The following is a 26,649-nucleotide window of genomic DNA, read 5'->3' as shown; positions in this document are numbered from 1 at the left end:
ACGTTCAACCCCTGACATGGCTCCTGACGCGTCAGGAGAGCACGGTCTCCAGCAGTCGCGTCAGGTCCTTCCCGAAGGGCCGGTCGACGGAGATCGGCGGTACGACGTCCGCCACGATCTGCAGGCTGGTCGGCAGCGGACGCTTGGCCAGGGTGAAGGCCTGATAGACGGCCAGGAGTTCGCAGGCGGTCACCTCGCGGGTCAGCCGAATGGCCTCGGCGAGGTTGCCGACCGCCTCCCACGAGAAGGTCTGCACATCCTCCTGCCCGTTCGACGTCTCCGCCGTACCGATTGCCGTCGGCAACGTCAGCCGCCGCAGCCGATGCGTCGTCGCGACCGCCCGCTTGTGCACCGCCACCAACCCCGCCTGCGGCCCCGGTTCGTGGGTGAGCTGTGCCGGCAACCCCGTCACGCTGGGATCCAGCAGCCGATGCAACCGCGCCGCCGACACCTCCGCCGCATGAGCCAATGCGGCGGTGAGGTGATCGCAGTACGCCGTCAGATCGATCCCGTGGAAGCCCGCCGTACCCACGAACTCACCACCTAGGTACGCCGGCGAATCCGTCACCCCGTCGAACGCCCGCCCGACAGCACGGTCGAGGTCGTCGATCGACCGCCGTACGTGCGCGATCACCTGCCCCGCTACCCGGAACGAAACCGGCGCCTGCAAACTCCGCGGTTCCCCCTCAGGCCCGGCCAACTCGAGCAGCCGCGCCAATTCCCCAGCCAGTACGTCGTTCCCGCGCCCCGCCAACGGCTGGTACGGCGCTCTGTTGGCCCCCACCACCGCGATCGCCCCAGCAGCAACCGCCGTCAACTGGTCAGCCAACCGCCGAGCCCGCACCACGTGCAGAGCCGCCCGACCAGTCGCACCGGGAATCCCCGCCAGCAACGCGATCCCCTCCTTGGGGCCAAGCTCAAAGCCCGACTCGTGGGGGTCGAGCTCAGATCCCGACCTGTCGACGCCAAGTTCAAGGCCCGCCTCTTTGAGGCCGATCTCAGGGCCCGATGCGTCTCCACCCGCCCACGTTCCGAAGGCGTGTGCGAGCGGGATGATCTCGCCGGCCGACCCCGCCCCCTCGGCCGGGATCTGCGGCACCACGTTACTGTTGATCAGGGCAACCAATTGCTGGATCAGCTCGACCGACACCCCCGCGTCGCCGTTCAGGAACGTACGGAGCCGACCGAGCAACACCGCGCGAGCCTCATCGGCCGGCAACCACGGAGGCCCGCCAACCGCACGTCCGAGTAGCAGGTTCCGTTGGTGGATGCGTTGTTCGGACTCGCTCAGCCGAACCTTGCTCATCGCCCCCATCCCGGTATTGACGCCGTACACAGGCTCATCCGACGCCAACGCCTGCAGCACCTCTCGGCGGATCGCGGCGAGCTGATCAAGCAACGGTTGAGCGATCTCCACCGACTCAGCACTGCTGGGATCGACATCCGCTGCCTGGTTGATCAGCATGTCAGTGGAACCGCAGCATCGTGCCGACATCCGCCGCTTCGGCCTTCTGCAGAATCAGGTACGCGATCGCCACATCCAGCAACGACAACCCCCGATGCCAGAAAAGGTTGCGCTCGGCATCATTCTCCCGCCCCGGCTTCTGACCGGCGACGATCTGCCCGAGCTCGGCGTACAAGGTCTCCGGCGACAGCCGACCGCTATCCACATGCCGCCGCAGCGAACCGAACTTCCCCGACTGCGCCTCACGCCAGTCGTCCACGACGACCTTGTCCATCACGTCCAGCAGATCCAGCTCCACCGCACTGACCGTCCCATAAGGCACCACGAACGCCCCGGGCCGAACAGCAGCCGTCCGCAGCAACGGCTCGGGTTCCATCAACCGCGTCGCCTCCACGATCACATCGGCCCCGTCGAACGCCTCCTCAGCCGTCGCCACCACCCGCACCGGCGTCGACAGCTCCGCCGACAACTCAGCCGCAAACTTCTCCCGCGACTCGGCCCGCCGAGACGTCACCCGGATCTCGGCCAGGTCGAACAGATCGTCGAGCATCGTCACGTTCCACCACGCGGTCCCACGCGCACCGGCATGCGCCAGGATCTTGCTGTCCCGCCGCGCCAGATACCGCGCCCCGACCGTCGTCATCGCCCCGGTCCGCGCCGCGGTGATGAACGTCGCGTCCAGCACAGCCAGCGGTACACCGGTGGTCGGGTCGAACAACGTGGCCATCGCCAACTCACTCGGAAGACCAACCTGGTAGTTCGGCACGAAGTCGCCGACCACCTTCACCCCACTGATGCCGTGCGCGCCCAACCCGTCCAGATGACCGCGAAGCACATTGAAATGACCGATCCCGCCGTTCGACGGCATCAGGTGCACCCGCGGCTCGAAGCTCGTCCGCCCGAGCCCGTGCTCGCGGACCGCCCCCTCGACAGCGTCCACGATCTCCGTCCGGGTCAGCCCCAGCGAATCGATCTCGGGCCCGCTCAGGAAGCGCAGCCAGATGCCTTCGGTCACCAAGTCTCCTTCGGTCGTCGTGTTTCGATACTAAAGTTCTCTTCCCGAACGCTAGTTTCGAAGCATGCAGGTGACGACCGGGAAGACGGTGATCGGGCACTCGCTCGCCGACAAGCTGATCTTGTACGGCGGGCTGCCACTGGTCGGCGTAGTACTCGGCTTCTTCCTCCCCCGAATCGCCGACTGGGCAGTCGGCCTACGCTGGGTCCCCTGGCGCCGGCTGCTCGAGGTACTCGCAACCTGGGACGCACTCTGGGTTGGCGTCGGCGGCATGGTGGCCGGCCTACTCGGCGGACTACTGCTGGGCGCAATGGCCCTCGCCGACACGCTCAAGGTGACAATCACCAACGAGTCGGTCGAGTTCCTGAAGAACGACAAGACCGTGACCGTGCCCCGGAACAAGGTCGCCACCGCGTTCTTGGATGGCAAGGAAATCGTCCTACTGGACTCGACCACACGTGAGCTGGCGCGGGAGAAGCACGATCAGCTGAAAGGCGAGGCCCACAAGATCCCGCAGGCCTTCCGCACGCACGGCTATCCGTGGACCGACAGTGGCGATCCGTACGAGGACCGCTTCCGCCGGTGGGTCGAGGACGAACCCGAGCTGCCTCCGGGAGCGAACGCCGTACTGAAAGCTCGCGCGAAGGGTTTCGACGACGGCGACAAAGGCAAGGCCGACCTCCGCGAACTCCGCGACGAGGTAGCCAAACTCGGCTACACCGTGAAGGACAAAGACAAGAAGCAGTACTGGCGATCCAACAACCCGCGGTAGCCCTCTCACTCCGGGCACGCCCGCTGCTTCCTCGAGCCCGCCATCAACTTTCCACGGTTACCCGAGCAGTTCCTCAGCATCCGTACCGCGATCGCGGACCTGTCCCACTCACCAACCCCCGTTCAGGTCGTCCACAACCGACGCACTGAGCGTGAACCACACGACCACCCCCAAGTTAGTGAGTGGGGGCGGTCCGCCCCACGCGATCCCCCCTCGCCCCGAACACGCCCACTCCTACGTCCCGTGCGCCCCACCCACCCCTTCACGCGGCTACCGCCGCTTCCCTCAAGATCCGTTCGCCCACCCGTCCATTCGCAAGCAGCCGCCGCTCCAGCCCGCTCCTACGTCGCGTGCACCGCGGCTAGCTGACACGTGGTTGCGGGGATGGGCGCGCGCCGGAGCCCGGTCAACGAGCCTGGGGTTGCCTGCCCGGGGGCTGGGGGTGGCTCGCCCGAGCTGGCGATCCGCCTCGCGCGATTACCCCTCGCTCCGGGCACGCGCGCTCCTGCGTCGCGTGCACCGCGGCTAGCTGACAGGTGGTTGTGGGGAGGGACGACGCCGGGAGCCCGCTCGGCTGGGCTGGGGTGGTCGCCGGGGTCGGGGTGGCGTGGTGAGCGCCGTTCGGCTCTTGCTGGACGGCTGGGGATCGTCGGTAAGGACACGTAGTGGTGCCGCAACACCGGTCGCCCCACGCTCACCCACGCCTGACCGGAGCCTCCGGAGGCGACTACTACGTGTCCTTCCCGACGCCCGTCACCCCTCGCTCCAGGCACGCGCGCTCCTCCGTCGCGAGCTCCACCCGTGCGCCCCACCCACCCTCCGACGCGGCTAACGCCGCTTCCCCTCGAAAGCAGTTTCGCCCCACCGTCCATTCGCAAGCAGCCGCCGCTCCAGCCCGCTCCTACGTCGCGTGCACCGCGGCTAGCTGACACGTGGTTGCGGGGATGGGCGCGCGCCGGAGCCCGATCAACCGGGGCTGGGGTGGCTCGCCCGGGGCGGGGGCCGGGTGGTTAAGCCCTGGGGGGGTGGTTAGCCCGCGGATAGGGGTGGCTCACCCAGGAGCGGGGTGGTTGGCCCGAGGGCCGGGGTGGCTGAGGCGTGGTTCGCCCACGGCTAGAGGTGGCTCGCCCGGGGCCGGGGTCGTTAGCTCGGGGCCGGGTTGGTTAGCCCGGGGGGCCGGGGTGATTCGCTCGGTGCTAACGGTCCGCGCAGGTGGCGATCATCGCTGGTCCACCGACGTCCTGCTCCCGTGCCGCGATCGCGGGCCTGGGGAATCAGGCGGCTAGCAAATGTAGTACGGCGTCGGCGTAGGCCTGTTCGGCGTCTGGAGAGCTATGTGTGGAACTCGTCAGCTCGACGGCGAAGCCGTCGGGGACGGCCTCTAGGCGGCGGAAGTGGGGGCCTAGCAGGGCTCGTAGTTGTTCTTCGCGAGGGAGCCAGATCACCTCGCGTTGTTCGATGCTGTCCAGGGCCCACTCGGTGGTTCCGTTGAAGCCGATCACCTTGCTGCCTTGGTAGTCGTGGACCTCGACGGTCATGTCGCTCACGACGAAGACGTCTTCGTCCATTTCGCGGTCGGGGACGACGAACCGATCGCCGGCCGCGGGTGTCCACAGGACACCCGCCTTGCGTAACCGTGCGGCCTGCTCGAGGGTGATCACACATCCAGTGTTACCGCTCCAGGGCTGTACGCAACTCCGCGGCGCGGTGGGCGATGCGGTCGCGGCACTCGGTGGTGAGCGGGAGATCGACCAGAGCGGTCGCCTGCAGGTGGCTCAACGCCAGCTCTTGACGCAAGCGGCGTACTGCGGTGTCGCGGTCGCCGGCGGCGGACAGCACGGCGGCGACCTCGTCGCGGCGCTCGAAGGCGGCGAGAACGCCGTCGTAGATCTCCAGCTGCGTGTACGCCGAACGGTCCGGCTCCGGCATGGTCTTCTCACTGCCCTTCGCTGTGTCGGTGCCGCGGATCACCTGGCGCCACAGGGCGGGGACGGTCAGCCGGGCGCGGGTGTAGCGCGTGGGCAACGGGTGTGCGTAGGTCATCGTCATGATCTGCTCCTGGCAAGCATCGGGATGGACTATTTCTTGGCCACTGAGTGGGGTTCACGCGGTGGGCATTTGGTTCCTGGCGCTGTCAGTGCCTCGAAGTGCCAGGGTTCGTTGTCGTAGCGGCGGCAGACGCCGAAGCGCCAGCCGTTCTTGTCCAGCCACTGCATGGCGGCGGCCGGCTTGATGTCGACGGCCTTGCCTTGCACGTGGGCGGAGTACTTGGGCGGCAGCACCCAGCGGCTCGCTGCCTTCGCGGAGCCGTACTTCTTGACCGCGTCGTCGAACAGCCGCTGCTGCTTGGCGGTACTGCGCCGGCCGGAGTTGATCTGGATCCGGACGCCGTCGGCGCGGGCCGCGACGATCGCCTTCTTCAACCGGGCGCGCAGCTTCGGCGACAGCGCGTTGATGTTCTGCTCGCCGTACTCCGCGGTGGGCGTCGACTTGGGGCTCTTGGTGGGCGCGGGCTTGGTCGGCGCCGGCGTCGTGGGCTTGGTAGACCCGGGCTTGGTGGGCTCGGATTTGGGGGCCTTGGTGGGCGCGGAGCTAGGGCCACGCGTGGGCTGGTTCGCCGGGCTGCCGGTGGCCAGCTTCGTGGGAGGAGGCGGCGCGCCGACGCCTGGCGCGTTCAGACCGGAGACGACCGGCTCCTTGTCGGCTTCCGGCGACAAGAACTCGCCCAGTTGCGTGTGCCAGATCAGGACCGATCCGACCACGGTCACCAGCACAGCCGCTCCGGTCACGGACAGCAACCGGGACCGCAAGGTACGGCGCGGCCGCTGCGGTAGCTGTTCGGTCATGGGGTACAGCCTCTCGGATTGCCACGGAACACACATCGGTCCCAGGGACCGTCCTCCGAGTCCACCAGTAGGCCCTGAGTATCAGTTCGGACGTCCGGACTCGTCCGAAAGTTGGAGACTTCCCGACCGCTGTGACGAAGCGTTACTCAGAACCGGATGACTACGCTGGGCGACATGACCGGATGGCGACGCCTGACCCAGCTCCAGCAGGACCTGCTGGTGGCTGCCCTCGTGGGCGTTGTCTGGTTCGTGGCCCTCGGAGTGATCGACGACAGCTGGCTGCGACCGCGCAATCCGATGGTCTCCGCGGTGACCGGTGTCTTCCTGATCGCCACCGTCGCCTTCGGCCGCCGCAGCCCCCGGACCACCCTCATCACCGTCGCCATCCTCTACCCGCTCGTGTACGCGACCGTCGGCACCGGTCTGGCCGCCCAGCTCGGGCTCACCATGTTCGGCCAGCCCGAGATCGCCGACGCGGCACTGCAGTCCGAGATCCATCTGGTCCCGCTGCTGGTGGCCGGCTACATCGCTGCCTCGAACGGCGTCCGTCGCCTGGTCAGCGGATTCTTCGCGATGGGCAGCCTGGCCGCCTTGATGATCGGGCTGCCGACTGTGGTCGCGATCGTGCTGGGGCACTCCAACCGCGCGATCATGTACGGCCGCCGGTACGAGAACCTGCCGAGCGACCTGCAAAGCCTCTACAGCTACATCAACGTGTCGCTCTTCGTCTTCGCCGAGGCACTGATCTGCGGCATGGTGCTGCTCGGCGCCGATGCCCGCCGGCGCCGCAAGAGCGTCGCGGTCCTCGAGCAGCGCAACGCCGAACTGGTCCGCCTGCGCGCGGTCGAGGCCGAACGCGCCGCGGTCGCTGAGCGCACCAGGATCGCCCGCGACCTGCACGATGTGATCTCGCACCACGTCAGCGCGGTGGTGATCCGCGCCCAGGCCGCCGACCGCGTGGCCGACCAGCGCCCCGAAGTACTGCGGGAGGCGATCCGCTGGATCATTGCCAGCGGCAAGGAAGCGCTGACCGCGATGCGCGAGACCGTGCGGGTGCTGAACGCGGCACCGGGAACTGAGCCGACCGACTCCGGTGGCGGGACCGCCCCGGTCCCCGACCTGGGCGATGTGGCCCGGATGGGCGAGCGGCTGAAGGCGGTCGGGATCGACGTCGCGATGTTCCTGCCGACCCGGCAGCAGCAGCTCACCACGGCCACCGACCTGACCGCCGTACGGATCATCCAGGAGGCTCTGACCAACGTGATGGTGCATGCGAAGGCCACCGCGGCTCGGGTGACCTGGCAGAGTAGTCCGCAGGGCGAGCTCCTCACCATCGACGACAACGGCAGCGGTGGGCCACCACCGGTGAACGTGCTGGAGACCGCCCGGCGGAGCGAGAGCGGCCGCGGGAACGGGCTGATCGGGATGCGTGAACGGGCCACAGCGGTCGGCGGCACACTGGCCGTCGCGGCGGGCCCCTTGGGTGGATGGAGAGTGCAGGCATGGCTGCCGCCGCAGAACTGAGCGAGCCGAAGATCCGGATCCTGGTCGCCGACGACCAGGGCGTGATCCGGATGGGGCTGGCGATGATCCTCGATCACGAGCCCGACCTGACCACGGTCGCGCAGGCCGGTGACGGCGAAGAGGCGCTGCGGCTGATCGACCAGTACGACCCGGACGTCGTACTGATGGACATCCGGATGCCGGTGATGGACGGCCTGGTCGCGACCGAGCGCATCACCGCGGCCAACAAGGCCGCCGGGCGCTCGAAGCCCGCCGTACTGGTGCTGACGACATTCGACGACGAGGCCTATGTACTGAGTGCTGTGCGGGCCGGGGCGTCCGGATTCCTGCTCAAGGACACCGACCCGGACCTGCTGGTGTCAGCCGTCCGAGCCGTACACCGCGGTGACTCACTGGTCGACCCGGCGTCGACGCGCGTCCTGCTGGAGCGCTGCGTCGAGCTCGAGCGCCAAATCGGCGGTACGACGGCCGCAGCGCCCGCGCAGCCGGATGCGCGCTGGGCCGGGATGCTCAGTCAGCTGAGCGAGCGTGAGCGGGAGATCCTGGTCTGGATGGCGCGCGGTCTCTCGAACCGCGACCTGGCCAGCAAGCTGTTCGTCAGCGAGACCACGGTGAAAACCCACGTCAGCAGCGTGCTGTCCAAGCTCGGTCTGTCCAGCCGCGTGCAGGCGGTCGTCGTCGCCTACGAGGCCGGCGTGGTCCGGCCCGGCGAGGCGGAAGTGCGCTGGGACGCCTAAAGCACCAGCCAGGCAACGACGGCGACCGCCGCAAGTAGTGCGACGGTCAGAATCTGGCTGAGCACTGAAGCCTTACGGCGTTCAGGTAAGAAGTCCCCGGTCATACCTTCAAGAATGCGTGCCGAATCGCCGCCACCCATCGGCCGCCAGGATGGTCTTTCCCTCATCCCGAAGGACTAGTCAGCCGGGCACCAGGCCGGCGACTCGGACCGCGAACCGCAGACAATCGTTGCCTTCGGCACCGGCTTACCCCGCTGGAAGGTGACGATCGCGACCGGCTTGTTCACCGGCACCCGCCGCGAGACGGTCCCGCCGAAGTCGATCCGCCCGGTCACGCCCTGGTAGCCGCGCTTGGCGCCGTCGGCGTCGGTCATCGACTGCAGTGCGGACCAGACCGTCCCGCCGTTCACGGCGATGTTGTCCCGCCGCAGAAAACTGGTCGCCAGCACCACGGCGTAGGCCGCGTCGAAGCTCAGCGCGGCGTGACCGTCCAGACTGCGGCCACGATCGGTCTTCTCGTACGGGAACAACTCCTCCAGCCGGCTGTAGAAATCGGCCGACTCCGAGGTCGCGTTCTCCAGCAGATCGGGTGCCAGCGAGAGCGCGAGGTACTGGAACGGGACCGACTGGTTCAGGCCGCTGACTTCGCGATCGGCGACGTACTTGGTCGTGTCGTCACCACCGATGAGGTACGGCGGCCTGGTCCGGCAGCGGTCCTGGATGCCACCGAGGAACGCCTGGAAGTCGACCTGGCCGCGGCCGGCGAAGAACACCACCTCACCCTGGTGATCGCAGGCCTCGCGGCCGGCCGCGGCCGGATCCGTCGCCCCGCCCTGGGAACTGTAGGAGGACGAGGTACCGGAGATCCCCACCGCCGCGAACGCCTGCACGACGTCCTTGGCCAGGTTCTGGCTGTAGGTGTCGGACGGATCGTCGGACTTGTACACGATGAGCTTGTTGGTCAGCGGGTTGCCGAACGGGTCCTTCCCGGTCGCGAGCTGGTTCCGGACGTGCGCGGCGGCGACCGCCGCCTCGCGCCGGTTCTGCGGACTGATCTGCAGATACATCCGGCTGACGTCGATCATCTGGTCGGCCGTCAGGGTGGCCGCGACGGTCGGCAGCCCGACCGCGGCGAGTTTGCGGATCATGTCCTGCGTCGACTGCCGGCTCTCGACCATGCCGACCACAGCCACCACCGAGGGATCCTTCGCCGCCAAGGCGCCGAGCTGCGCCGCCACCCGGTCCGCATGCCGGTACCGCGGCCCGGCGTTCGCGATCAGCACGCGCAGGATCGGCTCGTAGCGCTGGGACGGCTTCCCGAGCTGGACAGCTTGCGCGACCGCCAGCCCGGCCAACTGCTCGCGCTCCGCGGTGAAGCCGCCCGGACTCGAGCCGCCGTCGCTCGCGGAGGTCAGGGAGGCCAGCGTGATCACCGGCCGCTCCGGATCCCGCTTGCTCAACTCGGCGGCCTGCCGGTTCTGCCCGAGAATCTTGTCCCCCACCGGACCGAACGACTCGCTCGGGTAGAGCAAGGCGTTGGTACCGTCGGTCAGACCGACGCAGTCACCGTCCACCCTGGCCACCGAGTCGTCCACGGCCTCGAAGAACAGCCACCGGAACCCGTCGCCACCACAGTGCCGCCGATCATCGAGTACGCCGAACCCGGCGTACGTCGCGGCCAGCACCACCAGCACCGTCACGATGATCGACCAGCCACCGGACCGCCGCCGCCACATCGGCCCGCGAACCCGCTCGAACGACTGGGGTATCTCCTCCTCCAGCTTCGGCGGCTTGGGTGCCGGGGGCGGTCCGAAGCGCTTGCGCGGAGGCGGCGGTTCGTCGACGGTGTCGCTGATCGGGAACTTCAGCAACCAGGCTCCGACAGAGCGCCGGAGGCTCTCCTCCAGATGCTTCGTCCGCCAAACGTCCATACTCACGTCGTTCTCGGCGGGCTCCTCCGCGAGCGGTGGAACCTTGCGGCCGATGGTCACCAGTACCAGCGGGTCGAACCGCAGGGTGTCGTTGCGGACCGTCTCGACCATCCGGACCAGCAGGTACCCGCCGTTGATCCTGCTGATCGGCCCGACCAGCAGGATGGGGTGCATGGTCCGGTGCTTGTGGATCCACTCGACCGGCCGGAACCCGGCCCGCAGGTCCTCCAGGAACGCGTTCACCAGCAGTCCGGCGAATCGTTCGGGGTCGAGGTTGCGCCGCTTGTCCTCGGTGAGTCGCAGGGCCAGCTCGAACAGGTTGTCGTCGTCACCGCGCGCCAGGTAACCCTGATTGCGCAGCCAGCGGTACTCCCCGGACAGCACCGGCACCCGGCCGCTGTGCCGCAACCAGAAGAACGCGGGCAGCAGCCAGAGGGTGAGCGGCTGGAGCCACCCCGGCAACTGCAGCTGGATGCGTCCCCAGACACTGTCGGCGGAGGCGGCCCCTCCGACAGCCCGCCGGTACATTGCCTGGCGAACCTGCCCGTCCTTGAAGGACGGTGGTGGCGGGGGCGGATCCTCTTGCCTGGGCAGGGCACCGGCGTACCCCTTCATGAGCCAGCGGACCAGGTCGTACCGGGGGAAGTCATAGCCGCCCGCGTGGTTGTCCTTCAGCCCTGACGTCGAACGATCGAGGAGTTCGACCAGTTGGTCGACCTCCTCCGTCGACACCGGCTGGAGATTCTCGTCCGGCCCGTCCGATGGCGAGACATCCTCGAGGCCGACGAGAACGTGCGGTATCTGCTTCTCCGGCGCCTGCCGGCCGCCGAGCTGCAGCCGGGTCGCCAGCAACCGCAACACGACCGGGGTCGCGGGCTCACCGCCCCGGGCCGGCTCCAGGTCAAGTGGATCCTGGCTGCACGCGAAGATCGGTTGTGACTCGTCGCTCTCGCGCCGCAGGCTCCCCCGCCGGTACGCCTGGTACAACGAGGTGGCGAGTCGATTGAAGCCCACCGGAACCTCGGCCATGTCTCCCCCAGAATTCTCACGGTCGAGGGGACAACGTACCCATTCCGTTGCGCTCCGTCACCGGGAGCAGTGTCAGAGATTCGCCAAGAACTCCGTGCGCACCTTTTTCGGGACGCACAGGGACCAGGCGTCGATGACGAGTTCGCGGAGTTCGTCGTACTCGATGGCTGCGAGTCGTACGACGATCCACTGGAACCGCTCGTCGGACTTGCTCGGCGGGAGGAACTTGTCCGGCTCGGCGGCGAGCGCGGCGGCGCGTTCCTCGCGGGGGAAACCGATACCGATCGTTTCCTCGTCCGGCGACACGGCCAGGTAGACGATGCTGCCGACCCGGAACTTGATCCGGTCTCGTACCAGCACCTCGTAGCTGCGCGGCAGGTCGGCTGTCGCTGCCCGAATATCCGTGAGATCGACCACCTCCTCACGATAAGCCGTCATCACTGACAGGTGTTGTCAGTGTTTCTGCCGCTACCGTGTTCGGATGCCCAGTGTGGTCAGTGCGGTCGAAGGGGCCGAGGTGGTGTTCCGCCTCGGCGATCCGTCGCATGCGTTCACGGGGGTGCGGCTGTGGCAGGAGCTGGGGCTGGCGGCTGAGCTGCTGGAGTTCAAACCGGTGGACTACGGCTGGGAGCTGCGGTTGCCGCGGCCGTCGGTGCATCGGATGGAGTACCTGTTCGATATCGCCGACCTGGGGATGCGGACCGATCCGACCAACCCGCGGGTGGTTGGCGGCGCATTCGGTGACCACTCGTGGCTGCCGCTGCCCGGGTACGTCGAGCCGGCGTGGATCGGGGTTGCGCCGGTGGCGTCGACGCTGACCCCGCTCACGGTGGACTCGCCGGTCGGGCCGATCGACGTACAGGTGTGGGCGCCGGAGGGGATCACACCGGCGTTCGAGCTGCCGTTGCTGTTGTCGCATGACGGGCCTGAGTTCGCCATGTACGCCGGTCTGATGCACTACGCCGGCGCGATGATCGCCTCCGCGGACCTCCCGCCGTTCCGGCTCGCCCTGATCCGGCCGACCACGCGGAACCTCTGGTACGCCGCCAATCCGCAGTACGCCGAGGCTCTGACACAGCTCGTGCTTCCGACGATCGAGGCGCAGTACAAGAGTCGTCAGCCGGTGCTCATGGGCGCGAGCCTGGGCGCACTGGCAGCGCTGTACGCCGAGTGGCACCACCCGGGGACGTTCGACGGGCTGTTCCTGCAGTCCGGATCGTTCTTCACGCCGGACACCGACCCGCAGGAGTCACGGTTCGAGTTCTACGCGCAGGTGACCGGTTTCGTCCGCGAGGTGCTGGCCGCGACGGCTGCCCCGAGCACACCGGCGGTTGCGATGACTGCGGGTGCCACGGAAGAGAACGTGCACAACAACCGGGTGATGGCGGCGCAGCTGGCCGAGCTCGGGCTCGCGGTCGAGTTCGACGAGACACCTGACATGCACAACTTCACCGCCTGGCGGGACGTCTTGGATCCTGATCTGACCGGATTGCTGAACCGCGTCTGGAGTTAGTGTCGAGCGGGTGGTTAAAACACTCGCTGGGTTCGGTGCGTTCGGTCTGTTCTGGGGTGCGTGGGGTGCTGCGCTACCCGCTGTGAAGGCCGAGGCTGGTGTCACCGATGCCCAGTTGGGCGGTGCGCTGCTGATGGTCGGACTGGGCGCACTGTGCTCGATGCGGTTCACCGGCTACCTGATCGACCGTTTCGGCGGAGTTGTACTCCCGGTAGCCGTACTCCTGTTCGGAGCGTGCGGTGTGCTGCCCGCACTGGCCGGATCGCCCGTCGCACTGGGCGGTGCGCTGTTTCTGCTCGGTGCCACCTCGGGAGCCACGGATGTGGCAGTCAACGCAACCGGGTCCGCGGCTGAGGCTGACACCGGCCGACCGCTGATGAACCTGGCTCACGGCCTGTTCTCGATCGCAGTAGTCGTCGCAAGCCTCGGTACGGCGGCGCTCCGCGCGTCCGGCGCCGGTGCGTTGCCAGTACTCGGCGGAGTCTTCATCCTGATCGCCTTACTCGCTGCCGTCGTCCTCGCACCCGGCTCCACGCACATCAAGCCAGTGGTCGCCGAAAAGGCGCCCCGACGACTGGAACCCGCACTACTGGTGTTCGGCGGGCTCTGCGCACTCGCCTTCGTCGTCGAGAACGCCTGGCAGAGCTGGAGCGCCGTACACCTCGACACCACGCTCGGCGCCGCCCCGGCCCTGGCCTCCAGCGCACCGGCTGTCTTTGCCGCCGCCGCGGCCACCGGCCGAATCAGCGGCAACGCGCTCCTCCGCCGCCTCAAGCCTGCACAGCTTCTGGTTGCCGGCGGCGTCATCGCAGCGGTCGGCAGCGCCCTGGCCGCCGTGGCCGGTAACGCCTGGCTCGCACTGGTCGGCATAGCCATCGCAGGACTCGGTACGTCGGTCTGCGCGCCGACCATCATCAGCATGGCCGGCGCCTGGGCCGGTCCGGAGCGCCGCGCGAGCGCAATCTCCACTGTCACCACCATCGCCTACCTGGGCTTCCTCCTCGGCCCCGCGATGGTCGGCGCCGCATCCAGCGTCTGGTCGTTGCCGACGGCACTCGGTGGAGTCGCAGTACTGGCTGTAGTCGTCGCAGCCCTCGGTCCGGTCGCAGGACGCGCTGAGACAAAGCAGCCGAGGTAAAGACATGGCAAGGTGGCTGGCGGGACACTACTGCGGGGGTGAGGCGAATGGAGCGAGAGCAGGTCGAACTCGACGCGCCGGGGCTTGACCGGCGCGGGACCGTGATCCGGTACGGGCACTACGGCCGCCCGGTGCTGGTGTTCCCCAGTGAGCAGGGTCGTGCCTGGGACTACGAGAACAACGGCATGGTGGACGCAGTCGCCGACCTGATCGAGGCCGGCCGGGTGAAGCTGTACTGCGTCGACTCCTACGACCACCTGAGCTGGTCGGACCGCAGCATCCAACTGGAGGACCGCGCACGCCGACACGGCGGGTACGAGTCCTGGATCCTGAACCAGGTGGTCCCCGCGATCGGTGCGGACTCACCAGGCACCACCGACATGATCACCACCGGCTGCAGCCTGGGCGCCTTCCACGCGCTCAACTTCGCGTTCAAACGAGCCGATCTGTTCCCGGTCGCGATCTGCCAGTCCGGCAACTACGACGCGGCCAGCTGGCACGCCTGGGGCGAGCGCGGCGAGGCGACGTACTTCAACAACCCGGCCGACTACCTGCCGAACCTCGAGGGCGACCACCTGGACTGGCTGCGCCGGCGACTGTTCGTCGTGCTCACCGTCGGTCAGGGCGACTGGGAGACCCACCCGACCGGTTCGTTGCCGTCGGCCCGCGCGATCGACGCCGTACTGAATGCCAAGGGCATCCCGCATGAGCTGGACCAATGGGGGTACGACGTAGCCCACGACTGGCCGTGGTGGCGGCAGCAGATCGCCCACCACCTGCCCCGATTCGTCTGATTCGTGAGGAGAACCCGTGGCTGACAACTCTCGCCATCTGATCGGGCTGCTGCTGGGTGCCGAGGAGGACTGGCCACAGGCCTTCGAGGCCCTGCTGCGGCAGGTCGGCCCGGTCAAGACCGCCTCGGGCACCCACGAGTTCGAGGCCGAGCGGCTGACCATCGAACCGTTCGACCTGAACGACCCGGTCAAGGTCGGCCTGGTGATCGACCGGCTCGCCTACTGGTACTACCACCCGCGCGAATGGCTGAAGAAGGCCGCGCTGATGAACGGCACCTACCTGCTCAACTCGCCGTTCACCTTCCAGTCGATGGAGAAGCACTCGGCGTACTGCGCGATGCTCCGGCTCGGGCTGAAGATCCCGAAGACCGTGCTGGTGCCGTACAAGAACCCGGTCGACAACGTCCGCTGGGCCTACACCTCGGCGAAGTACAACAAGACCTTCGACCTGGACGCGATCGCCGAGGACCTCGGCTACCCGCTGTACATGAAGCCGTTCGACGGCGGCGGCTGGCGCGGCGTCTCCCGGATCAACAACAAGGTCGACCTGCATCACGCCTACGACCAGTCCGGCGAGATGCTGATGCACCTGCAGGCGACCATCGACTACGACAAGTTCGCCCGCGCGCTCTCGATCGGCGCCGAGACGATGGTGATGGACTTCCGCCCCGACGAACCGATGCACAACCGGTACGCCGTCTCGCACGGATTCCTCTCGCAGTCCGCCGGACACCAGGCGGTGGCGATCAGCCGGATCGTGAACGCCTTCTTCGGCTGGGAGTTCAACTCCTGCGAGATGCTCGTCCGCGGCGATTCGGTCCACCCGATCGACTACGCCAACGCCTGCCCCGACGTCGCGGTGACCTCGCTGCACTACTACTTCCCGTGGGCGATCAGCGCACTGGTGAAGTGGTCGGTGTTCAGCCTGGCCACCGGCCGCCGCAGCTCGGTCGACCTGCAGACCGACAAGTACTTCGCCATCGCCGACAATCCTGATCTGGACTACGACGCCAAGATCGAGGCCTATCTCGCGCTGGCCGATGAGCACTTCGACACCGTTCGATACCACGAGTGGTGTGCGGAGAATCTGCCCGACTTCGACGCTCGAGTCCGGGACTGGTTCAGCGGTTCGGAGTTCTCCGACATTCTGCGTGAGACGGTTGTGGCGACGTACCCGGCTGACGAGCAGGAGCAGTTCCAGGCGCACTTCCAGGGGCTGATCAATCTGTGGCTGGCGGACCAGGCTGAGACACACTGACTGCATGCAGGATTCTGAGGTACCGGCGTGGTGGGCCGGGCTGGGATTGGACGGTTTGGTCGACATCCACGTCCATTTCCTGCCCGACCAGGTGATGAACGCGGTCTGGGCGTACTTCGACCAGGCGTCGACGCACTATGGAACCGCCTGGCCGATCACGTATCGGACGTCGGTCGAGGAACGGCTGAAAACCCTTGAACTGTTGGGCGTTCGGGCGTTTCCTTCGTTGGTCTATCCACACAAGCCGGACATGGCTGAGTGGCTCAACACGTGGGCTCGTTCCTTTGCCTTTCAGACGCCTGGCTGCGTGCCGAGCGGGACGTTCTATCCCGAGCCGTCTGCCTCGCGATACGTGCGGGAGGCACTCGACCTGGGCACCCGGATCTTCAAGGTGCACCTGCAGGTGGGTGACTACGATCCGCGCGATCCGGTCCTCGACGACGTCTGGGGTCAGCTCGCCGAAGCCGGTACGCCGGTTGTCGCGCACTGCGGTTCGGGCCCGATCCCTGGTCGCCATACGGGGCCGGGTCCGATTGGCGAGGTCCTCCGCCGACACCCGCGGCTGACGGTGGTCGTCGCTCACTTGGGCATGCCTGAATACGCCGAGCACCTGGACCTGACGTCGTACCCGAACGTCCATCTGGACACGACGATGGCGCTCACACCGTTCACCGAGGCGATGATGCCGTTCCCCCGTGACTTGGTCCCGCGCCTCGGCGACCTGGCGGATCGCATTGTGTTGGGCTCCGACTTCCCCAACATCCCTTACTCCTACGCCACCCAACTCCAGGTCCTCGCCGACCTGGACCTGGGCGACAACTGGCTCCGCGCCGTCTGCCACGACAACGGCGCCCGCCTGCTCGGCGTCTAGCCTGCTCGGCTCCCGGGCTCGGGCCTAGCCGCGGAGTTCTCTCGCGAAGGCTCGGGCTTCCGCCTCGCGTTCGGCGCGGTTGGTGGCGAGGTCGTGGCGGAAGTCGTGCTCGGCGCGGTAGGCGCGCCCCTCGGCCGTGTCCGGCCCGGTCTCCTCCTCGTCCATCTCCAAATGAGCGAGGAAGCTCCGGAGCACCTGCCGTGTCGTCGGCGCGAGTTGCTCGCGAACCAACTGCGGATAACCGGCCGAGTAGCGAGCACCGTGATACTCATCGACCACACCGAGGAAGATCGCGTCCAGGTTGGGAAAGTACGCCGGATCCGCGATCACCGGCGGCAGCGATTCGTCATACGGGCGTCGGTCGAGCTTCCAGCAGTCCTGCTCAAGGTCCAGCTCAAGCAGGCTGACGGCGGCGCGACCGAGCTCAGCGAGACTGTCGTCATCGAGGTGACTGTCGTGCAGGTTGAGCTCCCACAACCCCGGTACGACGGACCACGCGGCCAACGCCTTCGCCGAACCGAAGCTGTTGTACGCCAGGTTGAGACTGTCGAGCTCGGCAGTCGCGGCGGTGAGCGCGCTGAGGTCGTCGTCGTTCAAGTTGCAGGCCTCAAGGTCGAGGCGACGCCCGGGCAGTCGCTCGACGATCGGCCAACCACTGAGCTGGTTGTAGGACAGGTCGAGTGTCTCGAGCCGGCCGGTGTTCAGGAGCTCGGGGACACTCGCCGGGGTGAGGCCGGTCGCGGCCAGGCGGAGTTCGGTCAGGTTGATCGCGTTGTGCGACGACGCCCAGGCGACAGCGCCGGCATCCCCGATCGGCTGGATCTCCGAACGACCGTAGTACGGCGAACCGCCCTGATCCCCCGACAGGTCGAGACGCTCCAACGCCGGGAGATCGACATCGTGCGCCAGGTGCTGAGCACCGGATTCGCTCAGGAAGTTATGACTGAGATCGAGGTTCCGAAGGGCCGAGTAGGTACCCGCGAAGGCCTCGGCCGTCAGATCAGTGATGACAACCCCGTGCAAGCTCAGGCTCTCGATCTGCTCGCGATCGAGCGCCTCGACCACCCGGATCACCGGCGCATCACACAACGGAAGGAACTTGACGCTGAGCGCGGTCAACCGACTCACCACACCACTCGCAACCACCGCGTCGAGCCCATCGGCGCCGAGTCCGTGATAACCGCGCACCAACGACGCACCCACGATGGTGAGGTCGCGCAGGTCCGTCAGCTCGGCGTTCCCGAAGAACGCTGCACAGGCCGCGTCATCCTCGGGAATCACGTTCCCGATGCTCAAGTCCCACGAATGCATCCCGTTGCGGCCGCAGCGGAACGCGATCGCCAACCGCTCGAGCCGCGCGAGCTCAGAGCACGCAGCGAGCTCCCGCGCCTCCTCGATGCTCTCGACGCGCACCGCGACCGAGCGCAGTTCCGGCACAATCCCCGACCGCAGCAAGTGCACGAGGTCAGAAGCACGCAACCCCGCATGCCGGAGCTGCAGGGCCCGACCGGCCGGTGGGCGGAAGGGCGGCGGTTCGAAGTGGACCAGGTCCTCTCCGACGTCGATCAGGTCAAGCGATTCGAGCTGCGTGAGTCCGGGGTTCGCGGCGAGCCCGGCCACTGCGTCCGCATCCCTTTCGGTCAGCATCTGCGTGGCCAAAGACCGCAGATTCGGCCAGGACGGCAGCGCCTCGGAAACGGCCGCGAGTTGATCGCCGGCCAACCACCCCAGATCGAGCCTCGTGATCTGCGCATGCGGCTCCATCGGCACATCCGCCGTACCGATGCGTTCCGACTTCAGCTTGAGCGAACGAACCAGCGACCACCCCGGTACGGCGTACCCGTCGTCGAGAGCGGCCAGCCAGGACCACGGCGCTTCGCGGGTCTCGTCGGGCCAATCCGCGAGCCCTTGCGCACAACGAACAACGAGCTCATCCGGACTGCCCGCTCGGCCCAACGCGGCGCAGAGTGCACGGAACGCCAACTGACTCGGCCGCCCACCCAGCACCCGCTCGATCTGCCCCACAGCATCGATCACTGCGCCACCTTACGGTGCGCAGCAGCCGTCGTCGCACGTGGTCGCCGTGGGTGAGCAACAGTTGTCACCGCGCCACGACTGGATGCCTTCCCGGGTAGCAACGGCCGCGATGATCAGACCGGCGATCGGGTCGGCCCAGGTCCAGCCGAGCGTGGCGTTCAGGACGAGGCCGATCAGCAGTACCGCGGACAGGTAGGTGCAGAGCAAGGTCTGCGTCGAGTCGGCCACAACCGCGTTGGAATTAAGGGCTCTTCCGGTACGACGCTGGGCCCAGGACAGGAACGGCATCACGATCAGGGACGCGATCGCGAGCCCGATTCCGACCGGGGAGACGTCCGGTGCCGCCTGCGTGATCAGGCTGCGGACCGACTCGAACGTCACGTACGCCGCGAGCGCGAAGAAGGAAACCGCCAGCATGCGCAAGGCTCGACGTTCCCGCGTCTCGGGCAGCGGGTGGCGGAACTGCCAGAGGATGATCAGGCCACTCGACACCTCGACCACCGAGTCAAGCCCGAAGCCCACGAGTGCGACCGACCCCGCGACCAGACCGGCCGAGATCGCGACGATCGCCTCGATCACGTTGTACGTCACGGAGGCGCCGGCGAGAAGCTGCGCCCGGCGGCCGAGGCGTTGCCGATCGACCGTCCGGGTGGCGCCGAGCTGCAGTGGCTCAGCCATGGTTCAGTCCATAGTTCGGGCAGAGCGCGACCGCGTCGCCGGTCAGGCCGAGGAGCTTTTCGGCCGCGGCCAGCAACTCCAGCGTCGCCTCGGGGTGCGCGAGGCGGAAGACCGATGCCCGGCCCTCCGCCCGCGACTCGACCAACCCGCAATCCCTCAAGCAGGCAAGGTGTTTCGACACCGTCGACTGCGCCAGCCCGAGGTGCGCGGTCAGGTCGACGACCCGATGCTCACCGACCGCCAAGTGCCGCACGATCGCCAACCGCGACGCATCGCTGAACCCGTGGAACAGACACCCAGCCACCGCCAGCGCGGACGCCTCATCAACCATCGCCATGTGGCGATGTTATCGCCACATGGCACTCAGCGTCCAGGCTGGGTCAGTTCGGGCTGATCTGGATGTAGAGATCCGACCCGTAGCTTTCCAGGTTGCACTTGTAGTCGTACCACTCGCCGTTCCGGATGCCCTGATTTCCGCGCTGCACGCACTGGGAATAGGTGTCACCGGTGTAGAAGGTGGTGTAGTAACGCAACGGCGAGGCCGACGCGACCGGCGCCGTGACAACAGCTCCACCGACGACAACCGCAGCGGCCGCGACGGCCATGAATAGCTTCTTCATTGTCACTCCAAATCTGTTTCGCCCAACAGAAGAGCCTCGATTCTTGGCGATCCTCCGGTGGCCGCGGGAAACCTCCGGATGAACGCGTCCACAAGTTCTTTCGCCGTATCACTGCGATCGAATTGCCACCGTGTTCAACGTTCTGTTCCCTGGAGTTCGAGGCCCCGTGGCCACGGCGGAAGGTTTCTCGGCTGGTCGAAAGGATTGAACGTCCACTCGTCGACCCCTTTCACTTCAGACATGCTGACCCGCCGTACCGTCCTCAGAGCCGCCGCCCTCGCGCCCAGCCTTGGCCTGTTCCACCCCGCCGACCTGCCGCGGGACCGCCTGCTGAACTGGTTGCGTTCCCTGCAGACCCGGTCGACCGATCGACTCCTGATCGGCCAGGAGATTTCGGCGTGGAGCGCCGCGACGTACGGCGAATTCGTCGACGGCCTGGAACGCAAGACCGGCAAGCGACCCGCAATGGTCGGCGTCAGCCTGCTCGAACCCGGCGACTACGACACCCGGACCATCGACAAACTCCTGGACCACAAAGGCCGCGGCGGCCTGGTCACCATCAGCACCCACTGGACACATCCCTGGGGCGACTACCCCAGCGAGGGCAAGTACTACGTCCGCAATTCCGAAGCACCGAAACCGGATCTCCGCCAACTCCTCAGCACGGCACCGGACTCTTCGCCGAAACGCGCTTATTGGGCGCAGGTGGCCGACTTGGTCGCCGTACTGAACAGGTTCAGCGACACCGTCGTACTGCTGCGGCCATTCCACGAGATGAACGGGCCATGGTTCTGGTGGGGCCACGACGTCACCGTTCCGCGCACGGCCCTCATCGACCTCTGGCGCGACCTCCACCAGTACCTGTCGACCCGCTTCACCAACCTGCTCTGGCTCTACTCCCCAGCCACCAGCTGGAACGCCGCGATCCGCCACTACTACCCAGGAGCCGCCTACGTCGACCTAGCCGGCTTCGACCTCTACGACGACGAACTCCGCCCTTACCAACCCGGCCACCGCCCAGACGCCGACGACTGGACCGAAACCCGCAACCTCAGCCACCCCGCCGGCCTAGCCGAATTCGGCCCAGCCGGCGACGCCTACCCCCGAGGCGCCCAAACCCTCATCGACCGTTCCCTCGACACCTACACCACAGCCATCTTCGCCCACTCCTGGTACAGCTGGACCGACACCCAATCCCGATCCCTGGTACAACAACCCGACATCACCGCCGCCCTCAACCAACCCCAAATCCTCACCCTCGAAGGCGTCACCTGGTAACCCGGTTTGGTAGAACTGGGCGGTGTCAGACACCTCACGCCTCCACACTGTCGACCAGCTCCTCGAGACCCTCGACCACCTGATTGAGCGCAGCGAACGCGGTGATCGATCAGCCCCCGGCGCAGCCGCCTTCTGGACCGAAATCCTCACCCGCGAAGGCCACCCCCTAGCCACCGACCTGCCCGACGAACCCTTGGTCGACTGGCACACCCGCGGCCTACTGGGCGACCTGTCAGGCGCCCGCGTCCTAGACATCGGCTGCGGCGCCGGGCGCAACACCCGCTGGTTCGCGACCCAAGGCGCCACCGTCCACGGCGTAGACCTAGCCGCCGACCTCCTGGACCGCATCCGCCCAGACCTCCCACCCACCGCAACCGTCACCGCCCTGGACATCCTCCGAGACCCACTCCCCAGCGCCCAGTACGACGTCATCTACGACTCCGGCTGCTTCCACCACATAGCACCCCACCGCCGCCTGACCTACCTAGAACGTGTCCTCCCCGCCCTATCCCCCGGCGCCCACTACGCCATCATCACCTTCGCCGCCGGCCAAGTAGAAACCCCCACCGACCTACAAATCCTCACCACCGGCGACACCGCCGGCGGCATGTCCTTCTCCCTAGAAGACCTCCGCTCCACCTTCAACTCCCTAACCCCCATAGACCTCCGCCCAGTCCGACCCAACGTCCCCCACACCTTCGGCGCCCCCTTCCTAAACGCCGCCCTCTTCACCAACTGAGCTTTTCCGTCGGCAAGAACACGTAGTAGGTGTCTACGCACACCCCCACCCCCGCCTACCCCACCCCCCGGAACCGGTTTCTCTCCAACCACTACGTGTCCTTCCCGACACATCACCCCCACCCGAACCGCAGGATCGTGCTGTGCTCGACGATCCCCGGACCGGCTTACGCACGATCGTTGCCCCAGGCCCTGATATACCCATGAACCGATGCCGAGGAGTTCGACCACCGCCCCCGGAGAGCCACTGCAGCATCCACCGGCCGACCGTGGTGCGCCACGGACAGGAGGTATCGGTGGATCGCCAAGCCGAGCTGGGATCCGCAGGCGTGAACCGGACCACACGTAGACATATATGTCCTGTCCGTGCGCCGATTCGACACCGCTGGGCGGGCACCGCTGAGTCGCGAGTGACGAGGCGCCGCGAGGGCGAGCGACCTGCAGTCAGTCGGCGCCCCTCCTCCACAACAGCGCACCCGGTTCCGGCGAACCCACCGCGTCAACCAGCCTCTCCCCGGGCGAACCCTTCACGCCAACGCACCCGTCGAGCGGCGATTGCGGACCGCCCACACTCACCAACCGCGGCGCGACCGCGGTGTTGAGCGTGCGGCGGCCGCCGATGTGCCCGCCAACGAGGTTTGGTGAGTGGCGGCGGTCCGGGTATCCCCTCCCGCCCGGAGCCCTCCACATCACCGCAGTCATCCCGGGCGAACCTCCACGTCACCCGGGTAACCCTCCACCTCAGCGCATCCACTCCGGGCGCTCCCACACCCATCGGCAAAGCCACTCCCACCCGAACCCTCCAACTCACCGCGGCCACCCAGGCGAGCCGCCACGTCACCACAGGCGTCTCGCCTGAACCTCACATCACCGCAGCCACCTCGGCGGACCTCCACATCACACGGCAAACCCTCCACGTCAGCACATCCACCCGAGCGCCCACCACATCGGCGGAACCCCTCCCGCCCGAACCCTCCCCATCACCGCAGTCATCCCGGGCGAGCCTCCACATCACACGGCAAACCCTCGGCGTCAGCACATCCACCCGGGCGCCCACCACATCGGCGGCGCCCCTCCGCCCGAACTCTCCACATCACCACAGTTGCTCCCTGGCGAACCTTCGCCGGGAGGCGATAGCCCCGGGGCGCGCGGGCATCGCGAGGGCGGAGGAACGCGGTAGCGCGTGAGGGAAGCGCGGAGGCGGAAGCGGAAGCGGACGAGCGCGGCAGGGCGGAGCGAAGCGCGGCAGGGCGGAGGCGCACGAGCGCGGCAGCGCGTGGAGGAAGCGCGGCAGCGCGGAGTGGGGTGGGTGGGGCGCCCGGCGGGGCGAGCGGTAGCGAGGCGGGTGCGGGGGCGGGGGGTGCGGGGGCGGGGGGTGCGGGGGCGGGGGGTGCGGGGGCCGGGGGTGCGGGGGCCGGGGGTGCGGGGGCGGGGAGGTGCGGGTGAACACCCCGTTGCTTGCTCAATTCCAACGTTGTACTGTCTTCTGGATCGCCGCCTTCTCTTCCTTTCGGGAGCTACTGATGACACAGCCTCGTGCCGAGTACCCGCGTCCGCAGTTCGTGCGGGCGGAGTGGGTGAACTTGAACGGCGAGTGGCAGTTCGAGATCGATCGGTCGGACAGTGGGCTGGAGCGGGGGGTGCGGGAGCGGGAGCTGGAACAACGGATCACCGTGCCGTTCGCCGCCGAGAGCGAACTGTCAGGCATCGAGGATGTCGACTTCCTGGAGGTGGTTTGGTACCGGACCACCGTCACCATCCCGCAGGAGTGGGCCGGCAAGGAGGCCGTCCTGCACTTCCAGGCGGTCGACCATGACGCGACAGTCTGGGTTAACGGGACCGAGGTCGTCCGGCATCGGGGTGGGTTCACGCCGTTCAGCGCCAACCTGAGCAAGGTGGCGCAGCCGGGCGAAGAGGCGACGATTGTGGTCCGCGCGCGGGATACGCACAAGGGCCCGCAGGCGCGCGGTAAGCAGAGCCAGCAGTACGCGAACTACGGCTGCCTCTACACGCGTACGACCGGGATCTGGCAGACCGTTTGGCTCGAGGCGGTGCCGACCGTGCACCTCAAGCGACCGCGGATCACTCCGGATGTCGCCGGCTCCAGTTTCCATCTCGCCGTACCGGTGTCAGCCAACAAGCCGGACCACAAGATCCGCGCGACCCTCAAGGACGCCGACGGTGAGGTGACGACGGCCGAGGTGCGTGCCGATCTCGATCTCGCGCCGCGGTTGACGCTGCAGGTGCCGACCGAGCGCGTCAGGTTGTGGGACACCACCGACCCACACCTGTACGACGTCCTCCTCGAACTGATCGATGCCGACGGCAACGTTGTCGACCAAGCCGACAGCTACGCCGGACTGCGGTCGGTGTCGGTCAACGGCCAGGCGATCCTGATCAACGGCAAGCACGTGTTCCAGCGACTCGTGCTGGACCAGGGCTACTGGCCGGAGAGCCTGATGACGGCGCCGTCCGAGGAAGCGCTGATCAAGGACATCGAGCTGAGTATCGCCGCCGGGTTCAACGGCGCGCGGTTGCATCAGAAGGTGTTCGAGGAGCGGTTCCTGTACCACGCGGACCGGCTCGGCTACCTGGTTTGGGGCGAGTTCGGCGACTGGGGTTCCGGGGTCGGACACACCGGCGACGACAACCAGCAGCCGACGGCCTCGTACGTCGGGCAGTGGCTGGAGGCGGTTGAGCGTGACTACAGCCACCCCAGCATCATCGGTTGGTGCCCACTGAACGAGACGCACCAACTGCTGCACGACCGGATCACCCAACTGGACGACGTAACCCGCGCGATGTTCCTTGCCACCAAGGCGGCTGACTCGACTCGTCCGGTGCTCGACTCGTCGGGGTACTCGCATCGCGTCCCCGAGACCGACGTCTGGGACTCGCACAACTACACGCAGGACCCGGCCGAGTTCGCCCAGGAAATGGCCGGCCTGAAGGACGGCACGCCGTACGGGAACCTCGGCGGGCCCGAGGGCAGGCCGATCTCCCAGCCGTACGCCGGTCAGCCGTACTTCTGTAGTGAGTTCGGCGGCATCTGGTGGAACGCGGAGAAGGCGGCCGCCGGCAAGACCGGCAACTCCGAGGACTCGTGGGGTTACGGCCAGCGGGTTGCCGATGAGGAGGACTTCTATGTCCGCTTCACCGGGCTGGTCGACGTGCTGCTCGACGACCCGTTGATGTTCGGCTACTGCTACACGCAGCTCACCGATGTCTTCCAGGAAGAGAACGGGATCTACAACTTCGACCGCACCAACAAGCTCGACGTACCGCGGATCCAGGCGGCGCAGACCCGCCCGGCCGCCTACGAGAAGAAGGACTGAAGCACCAGCGAACCGACCGCGACCAGGACCCAGAGAATCGCTCCGAGCAGGAGCGGCCTGGGTCCTGCGTCACGTAGCTCGCGTGGTCGCAGGGACAGGCCGATCGCGGTCAGCGCGGCGGTGATCAGGCAGGTCCCGATCAGGCTCAGCGTCGGCAGCCACGCATCCGGTACGGCGCCCGCCGTCCGCAGGCCGGCGGCCGCGATGAACCCGATCAGGAAGAGCGGAACGAGCTTCCGCCACGGCAGCGGACCCCGTGTCGAGGCGGTGGAGCCTTCATACGAAGCACCCTGTACGTCGAGCGCTCGCGCCGCGCGGTTCTCCCGGCGAACCTTCAGCGCGACCAGCGTCAGCACGATCGGGATCAAGGTCAATGAGCGGGTGAGCTTCACGACGATCGCCTGATCACCGGCACTCTGGCTGTAGGCATACCCGGCCGCGACCACCGACGACGTGTCGTTGATCGCCGTCCCGGCCCAGAGCCCGAAGGCCTCCGGGCTCATCCCGAGCAGATGCCCGAGCGGCGGGAACGTCAGCACCGCGACGACATTGAAGGTGAAGATCGTCGCGAGCGCATAGGCCACCGACGACCGCCGAGCCCCGATCGCCGCGGTCGCCGCCGCGATCGCCGAGCCACCGCAGATCGCCGTACCGACGCCGATCAGGATCTGGGTGTCGTCCCGCACACCGAGCAGCCGACCGAACAACCAGGCCCCGCCCAGCGCGAGCGCCAGCGTGCCGAGCATAACCGGCAGCGAGGACATCCCGACGCGCGCAACCTGTTGCAGAGACAGCCCGGTCCCCAGTACGACGATCGACAGTTGCAGTAGGTTCTTCGAGGCGAAGTCGATGCCCGGTCGCAGGGTGTCGGATCGCAGCGCGGGGATGAACAAGCCCGCCAGGACGCCGAGCACGATGCCGAACACCGGGCCGCCGACCACCGGCACCAAGCGACCGAGAGGCACGGCGATCGCCACCAGCCCACCAACCACCACCAACCCTCGCAACCGCCACACAGCGGAGCCGAAGCGACGGTGGAATGGGGTCACGACAGAGGATGCGGAGTCGGG

The 26,649-nt window shown here is 67.4% G+C and carries 23 protein-coding genes; 11 read left to right on the top strand and 12 right to left on the bottom strand.

What is annotated here, in order from left to right:
• Window positions 1–31 precede the first annotated feature (31 nt).
• Entirely contained in the window at window positions 32–1,465 is a 1,434-nt protein-coding gene (locus ACFTSF_RS04950; RefSeq protein ID WP_380152548.1) for an aromatic amino acid lyase, read from the bottom strand.
• A 1-nt stretch (window position 1,466) separates the two neighbouring features.
• Entirely contained in the window at window positions 1,467–2,480 is a 1,014-nt protein-coding gene (locus tag ACFTSF_RS04945) for an ornithine cyclodeaminase family protein (protein WP_380152547.1), read from the bottom strand.
• 64 nt (window positions 2,481–2,544) lie between these two features.
• Between ACFTSF_RS04945 and ACFTSF_RS04940 the strand changes: the two genes are divergently transcribed.
• The gene (locus ACFTSF_RS04940) at window positions 2,545–3,252 is read left to right on the top strand and encodes a hypothetical protein (protein WP_380152546.1); all 708 of its coding nucleotides are present in this window, start codon (window positions 2,545–2,547) and stop codon (window positions 3,250–3,252) included.
• A 1,274-nt stretch (window positions 3,253–4,526) separates the two neighbouring features.
• Here ACFTSF_RS04940 and ACFTSF_RS04935 read toward each other — a convergent pair.
• Genes ACFTSF_RS04935 through ACFTSF_RS04925 form a run of 3 tightly spaced genes read right to left on the bottom strand, consistent with a single transcriptional unit; the run spans window position 4,527 to window position 6,098 of the window.
• Window positions 4,527–4,913: a pilus assembly protein CpaE gene (locus ACFTSF_RS04935; RefSeq protein ID WP_344159270.1), complete on the bottom strand. Its 387-nt coding sequence runs from the start codon at window positions 4,911–4,913 to the stop codon at window positions 4,527–4,529.
• Between the two features lie 10 nt (window positions 4,914–4,923).
• A complete protein-coding gene (locus ACFTSF_RS04930) occupies window positions 4,924–5,301 on the bottom strand; it encodes a hypothetical protein (protein ID WP_344159267.1) in 378 nt (125 codons plus the stop codon).
• 29 nt (window positions 5,302–5,330) lie between these two features.
• Window positions 5,331–6,098, bottom strand: a complete 768-nt coding sequence (locus tag ACFTSF_RS04925; RefSeq protein WP_380152545.1) for a D-alanyl-D-alanine carboxypeptidase family protein — start codon at window positions 6,096–6,098, stop codon at window positions 5,331–5,333.
• A gap of 174 nt (window positions 6,099–6,272) precedes the next feature.
• Between ACFTSF_RS04925 and ACFTSF_RS04920 the strand changes: the two genes are divergently transcribed.
• Both ACFTSF_RS04920 and ACFTSF_RS04915 read left to right on the top strand, forming a co-directional pair.
• Window positions 6,273–7,622, top strand: coding sequence for a sensor histidine kinase (locus tag ACFTSF_RS04920; protein ID WP_380152544.1), 1,350 nt, complete (start codon window positions 6,273–6,275; stop codon window positions 7,620–7,622).
• Window positions 7,619–8,359 carry a response regulator gene (locus ACFTSF_RS04915; RefSeq protein ID WP_380153081.1) on the top strand — a complete coding sequence of 247 codons (741 nt, stop codon included), beginning with the start codon at window positions 7,619–7,621 and terminating at the stop codon, window positions 8,357–8,359. The genes ACFTSF_RS04920 and ACFTSF_RS04915 overlap by 4 nt, the downstream gene beginning before the upstream one ends.
• Window positions 8,360–8,535: 176 nt before the next feature.
• Here the strand turns inward: ACFTSF_RS04915 and ACFTSF_RS04910 are convergent, their stop codons facing one another.
• On the bottom strand, window positions 8,536–11,319 hold the full coding sequence (locus tag ACFTSF_RS04910; RefSeq protein WP_380152543.1) for a hypothetical protein: 2,784 nt from the start codon (window positions 11,317–11,319) through the stop codon (window positions 8,536–8,538).
• Between the two features lie 72 nt (window positions 11,320–11,391).
• Window positions 11,392–11,736, bottom strand: coding sequence for an MmcQ/YjbR family DNA-binding protein (locus ACFTSF_RS04905; RefSeq protein WP_344159255.1), 345 nt, complete (start codon window positions 11,734–11,736; stop codon window positions 11,392–11,394).
• A 64-nt stretch (window positions 11,737–11,800) separates the two neighbouring features.
• Here ACFTSF_RS04905 and ACFTSF_RS04900 point away from each other — a divergent pair, with 64 nt between their 5' ends.
• From ACFTSF_RS04900 to ACFTSF_RS04880, 5 genes are read left to right on the top strand one after another with little or no spacing between them, the layout of a single operon-like run.
• A complete protein-coding gene (locus ACFTSF_RS04900; RefSeq protein ID WP_380152542.1) occupies window positions 11,801–12,832 on the top strand; it encodes an alpha/beta hydrolase in 1,032 nt (343 codons plus the stop codon).
• 10 nt (window positions 12,833–12,842) lie between these two features.
• Window positions 12,843–13,970, top strand: a complete 1,128-nt coding sequence (locus tag ACFTSF_RS04895) for an MFS transporter (protein WP_380152541.1) — start codon at window positions 12,843–12,845, stop codon at window positions 13,968–13,970.
• Window positions 13,971–14,017: 47 nt separating this feature from the next.
• Window positions 14,018–14,764 carry an alpha/beta hydrolase-fold protein gene (locus ACFTSF_RS04890; protein WP_344159246.1) on the top strand — a complete coding sequence of 249 codons (747 nt, stop codon included), beginning with the start codon at window positions 14,018–14,020 and terminating at the stop codon, window positions 14,762–14,764.
• Between the two features lie 16 nt (window positions 14,765–14,780).
• Complete coding sequence (locus ACFTSF_RS04885) at window positions 14,781–16,022, top strand: RimK family alpha-L-glutamate ligase (RefSeq protein ID WP_380152540.1); 1,242 nt, start codon at window positions 14,781–14,783, stop codon at window positions 16,020–16,022.
• A 4-nt stretch (window positions 16,023–16,026) separates the two neighbouring features.
• The gene (locus ACFTSF_RS04880) at window positions 16,027–16,893 is read left to right on the top strand and encodes an amidohydrolase family protein (RefSeq protein ID WP_380152539.1); all 867 of its coding nucleotides are present in this window, start codon (window positions 16,027–16,029) and stop codon (window positions 16,891–16,893) included.
• Window positions 16,894–16,917: 24 nt separating this feature from the next.
• Here ACFTSF_RS04880 and ACFTSF_RS04875 read toward each other — a convergent pair whose 3' ends face one another.
• The 4 genes from ACFTSF_RS04875 to ACFTSF_RS04860 are packed head-to-tail and all read right to left on the bottom strand — an operon-like array spanning window position 16,918 to window position 20,228.
• Window positions 16,918–18,930, bottom strand: coding sequence for a leucine-rich repeat domain-containing protein (locus ACFTSF_RS04875; RefSeq protein ID WP_380152538.1), 2,013 nt, complete (start codon window positions 18,928–18,930; stop codon window positions 16,918–16,920).
• 9 nt (window positions 18,931–18,939) lie between these two features.
• Window positions 18,940–19,608 carry a cation diffusion facilitator family transporter gene (locus ACFTSF_RS04870; protein ID WP_380152536.1) on the bottom strand — a complete coding sequence of 223 codons (669 nt, stop codon included), beginning with the start codon at window positions 19,606–19,608 and terminating at the stop codon, window positions 18,940–18,942.
• Complete coding sequence (locus ACFTSF_RS04865; protein ID WP_380152535.1) at window positions 19,601–19,945, bottom strand: ArsR/SmtB family transcription factor; 345 nt, start codon at window positions 19,943–19,945, stop codon at window positions 19,601–19,603. Before ACFTSF_RS04865 ends, ACFTSF_RS04870 begins: the two co-directional genes overlap by 8 nt.
• A 43-nt stretch (window positions 19,946–19,988) precedes the next feature.
• Window positions 19,989–20,228 carry a hypothetical protein gene (locus ACFTSF_RS04860; protein WP_344159228.1) on the bottom strand — a complete coding sequence of 80 codons (240 nt, stop codon included), beginning with the start codon at window positions 20,226–20,228 and terminating at the stop codon, window positions 19,989–19,991.
• Between the two features lie 240 nt (window positions 20,229–20,468).
• Between ACFTSF_RS04860 and ACFTSF_RS04855 the strand changes: the two genes are divergently transcribed.
• The 3 genes from ACFTSF_RS04855 to ACFTSF_RS04845 all read left to right on the top strand — a co-directional run bounded on the left by ACFTSF_RS04855 (window position 20,469) and on the right by ACFTSF_RS04845 (window position 25,579).
• Window positions 20,469–21,506 (top strand): glycosyl hydrolase, encoded by a 1,038-nt coding sequence (locus ACFTSF_RS04855; RefSeq protein WP_380152533.1) that lies wholly within the window; start codon window positions 20,469–20,471, stop codon window positions 21,504–21,506.
• A gap of 22 nt (window positions 21,507–21,528) precedes the next feature.
• Window positions 21,529–22,245: a class I SAM-dependent methyltransferase gene (locus tag ACFTSF_RS04850; protein ID WP_380152532.1), complete on the top strand. Its 717-nt coding sequence runs from the start codon at window positions 21,529–21,531 to the stop codon at window positions 22,243–22,245.
• A gap of 1,522 nt (window positions 22,246–23,767) precedes the next feature.
• On the top strand, window positions 23,768–25,579 hold the full coding sequence (locus ACFTSF_RS04845) for a glycoside hydrolase family 2 protein (RefSeq protein WP_380152531.1): 1,812 nt from the start codon (window positions 23,768–23,770) through the stop codon (window positions 25,577–25,579).
• Here the strand turns inward: ACFTSF_RS04845 and ACFTSF_RS04840 are convergent.
• Window positions 25,561–26,571: a YeiH family protein gene (locus ACFTSF_RS04840; protein WP_380152529.1), complete on the bottom strand. Its 1,011-nt coding sequence runs from the start codon at window positions 26,569–26,571 to the stop codon at window positions 25,561–25,563. The genes ACFTSF_RS04845 and ACFTSF_RS04840 overlap by 19 nt on opposite strands.
• Window positions 26,572–26,649 lie beyond the last annotated feature (78 nt).

The organism is Kribbella sp. NPDC056951, assembly GCF_042674205.1.
In the GTDB taxonomy this organism is placed as follows: Bacteria; Actinomycetota; Actinomycetes; order Propionibacteriales; family Kribbellaceae; genus Kribbella; species Kribbella yunnanensis.
This window is presented reverse-complemented; position numbering and strand designations above follow the sequence as displayed.

Coding starts and splice junctions, on each gene's coding strand:
- ACFTSF_RS04950 (WP_380152548.1), bottom strand. CDS start 1,465: ATGCTGATCAACCAGGCAGCGGATGTCGATCCCAGCAGTGCTGAGTCG.
- ACFTSF_RS04940 (WP_380152546.1), top strand. CDS start 2,545: ATGCAGGTGACGACCGGGAAGACGGTGATCGGGCACTCGCTCGCCGAC.
- ACFTSF_RS04930 (WP_344159267.1), bottom strand. CDS start 5,301: ATGACGATGACCTACGCACACCCGTTGCCCACGCGCTACACCCGCGCC.
- ACFTSF_RS04925 (WP_380152545.1), bottom strand. CDS start 6,098: ATGACCGAACAGCTACCGCAGCGGCCGCGCCGTACCTTGCGGTCCCGG.
- ACFTSF_RS04920 (WP_380152544.1), top strand. CDS start 6,273: ATGACCGGATGGCGACGCCTGACCCAGCTCCAGCAGGACCTGCTGGTG.
- ACFTSF_RS04910 (WP_380152543.1), bottom strand. CDS start 11,319: ATGGCCGAGGTTCCGGTGGGCTTCAATCGACTCGCCACCTCGTTGTAC.
- ACFTSF_RS04900 (WP_380152542.1), top strand. CDS start 11,801: ATGCCCAGTGTGGTCAGTGCGGTCGAAGGGGCCGAGGTGGTGTTCCGC.
- ACFTSF_RS04890 (WP_344159246.1), top strand. CDS start 14,018: ATGGAGCGAGAGCAGGTCGAACTCGACGCGCCGGGGCTTGACCGGCGC.
- ACFTSF_RS04880 (WP_380152539.1), top strand. CDS start 16,027: ATGCAGGATTCTGAGGTACCGGCGTGGTGGGCCGGGCTGGGATTGGAC.
- ACFTSF_RS04870 (WP_380152536.1), bottom strand. CDS start 19,608: ATGGCTGAGCCACTGCAGCTCGGCGCCACCCGGACGGTCGATCGGCAA.
- ACFTSF_RS04865 (WP_380152535.1), bottom strand. CDS start 19,945: ATGGCGATGGTTGATGAGGCGTCCGCGCTGGCGGTGGCTGGGTGTCTG.
- ACFTSF_RS04860 (WP_344159228.1), bottom strand. CDS start 20,228: ATGAAGAAGCTATTCATGGCCGTCGCGGCCGCTGCGGTTGTCGTCGGT.
- ACFTSF_RS04855 (WP_380152533.1), top strand. CDS start 20,469: ATGCTGACCCGCCGTACCGTCCTCAGAGCCGCCGCCCTCGCGCCCAGC.
- ACFTSF_RS04845 (WP_380152531.1), top strand. CDS start 23,768: ATGACACAGCCTCGTGCCGAGTACCCGCGTCCGCAGTTCGTGCGGGCG.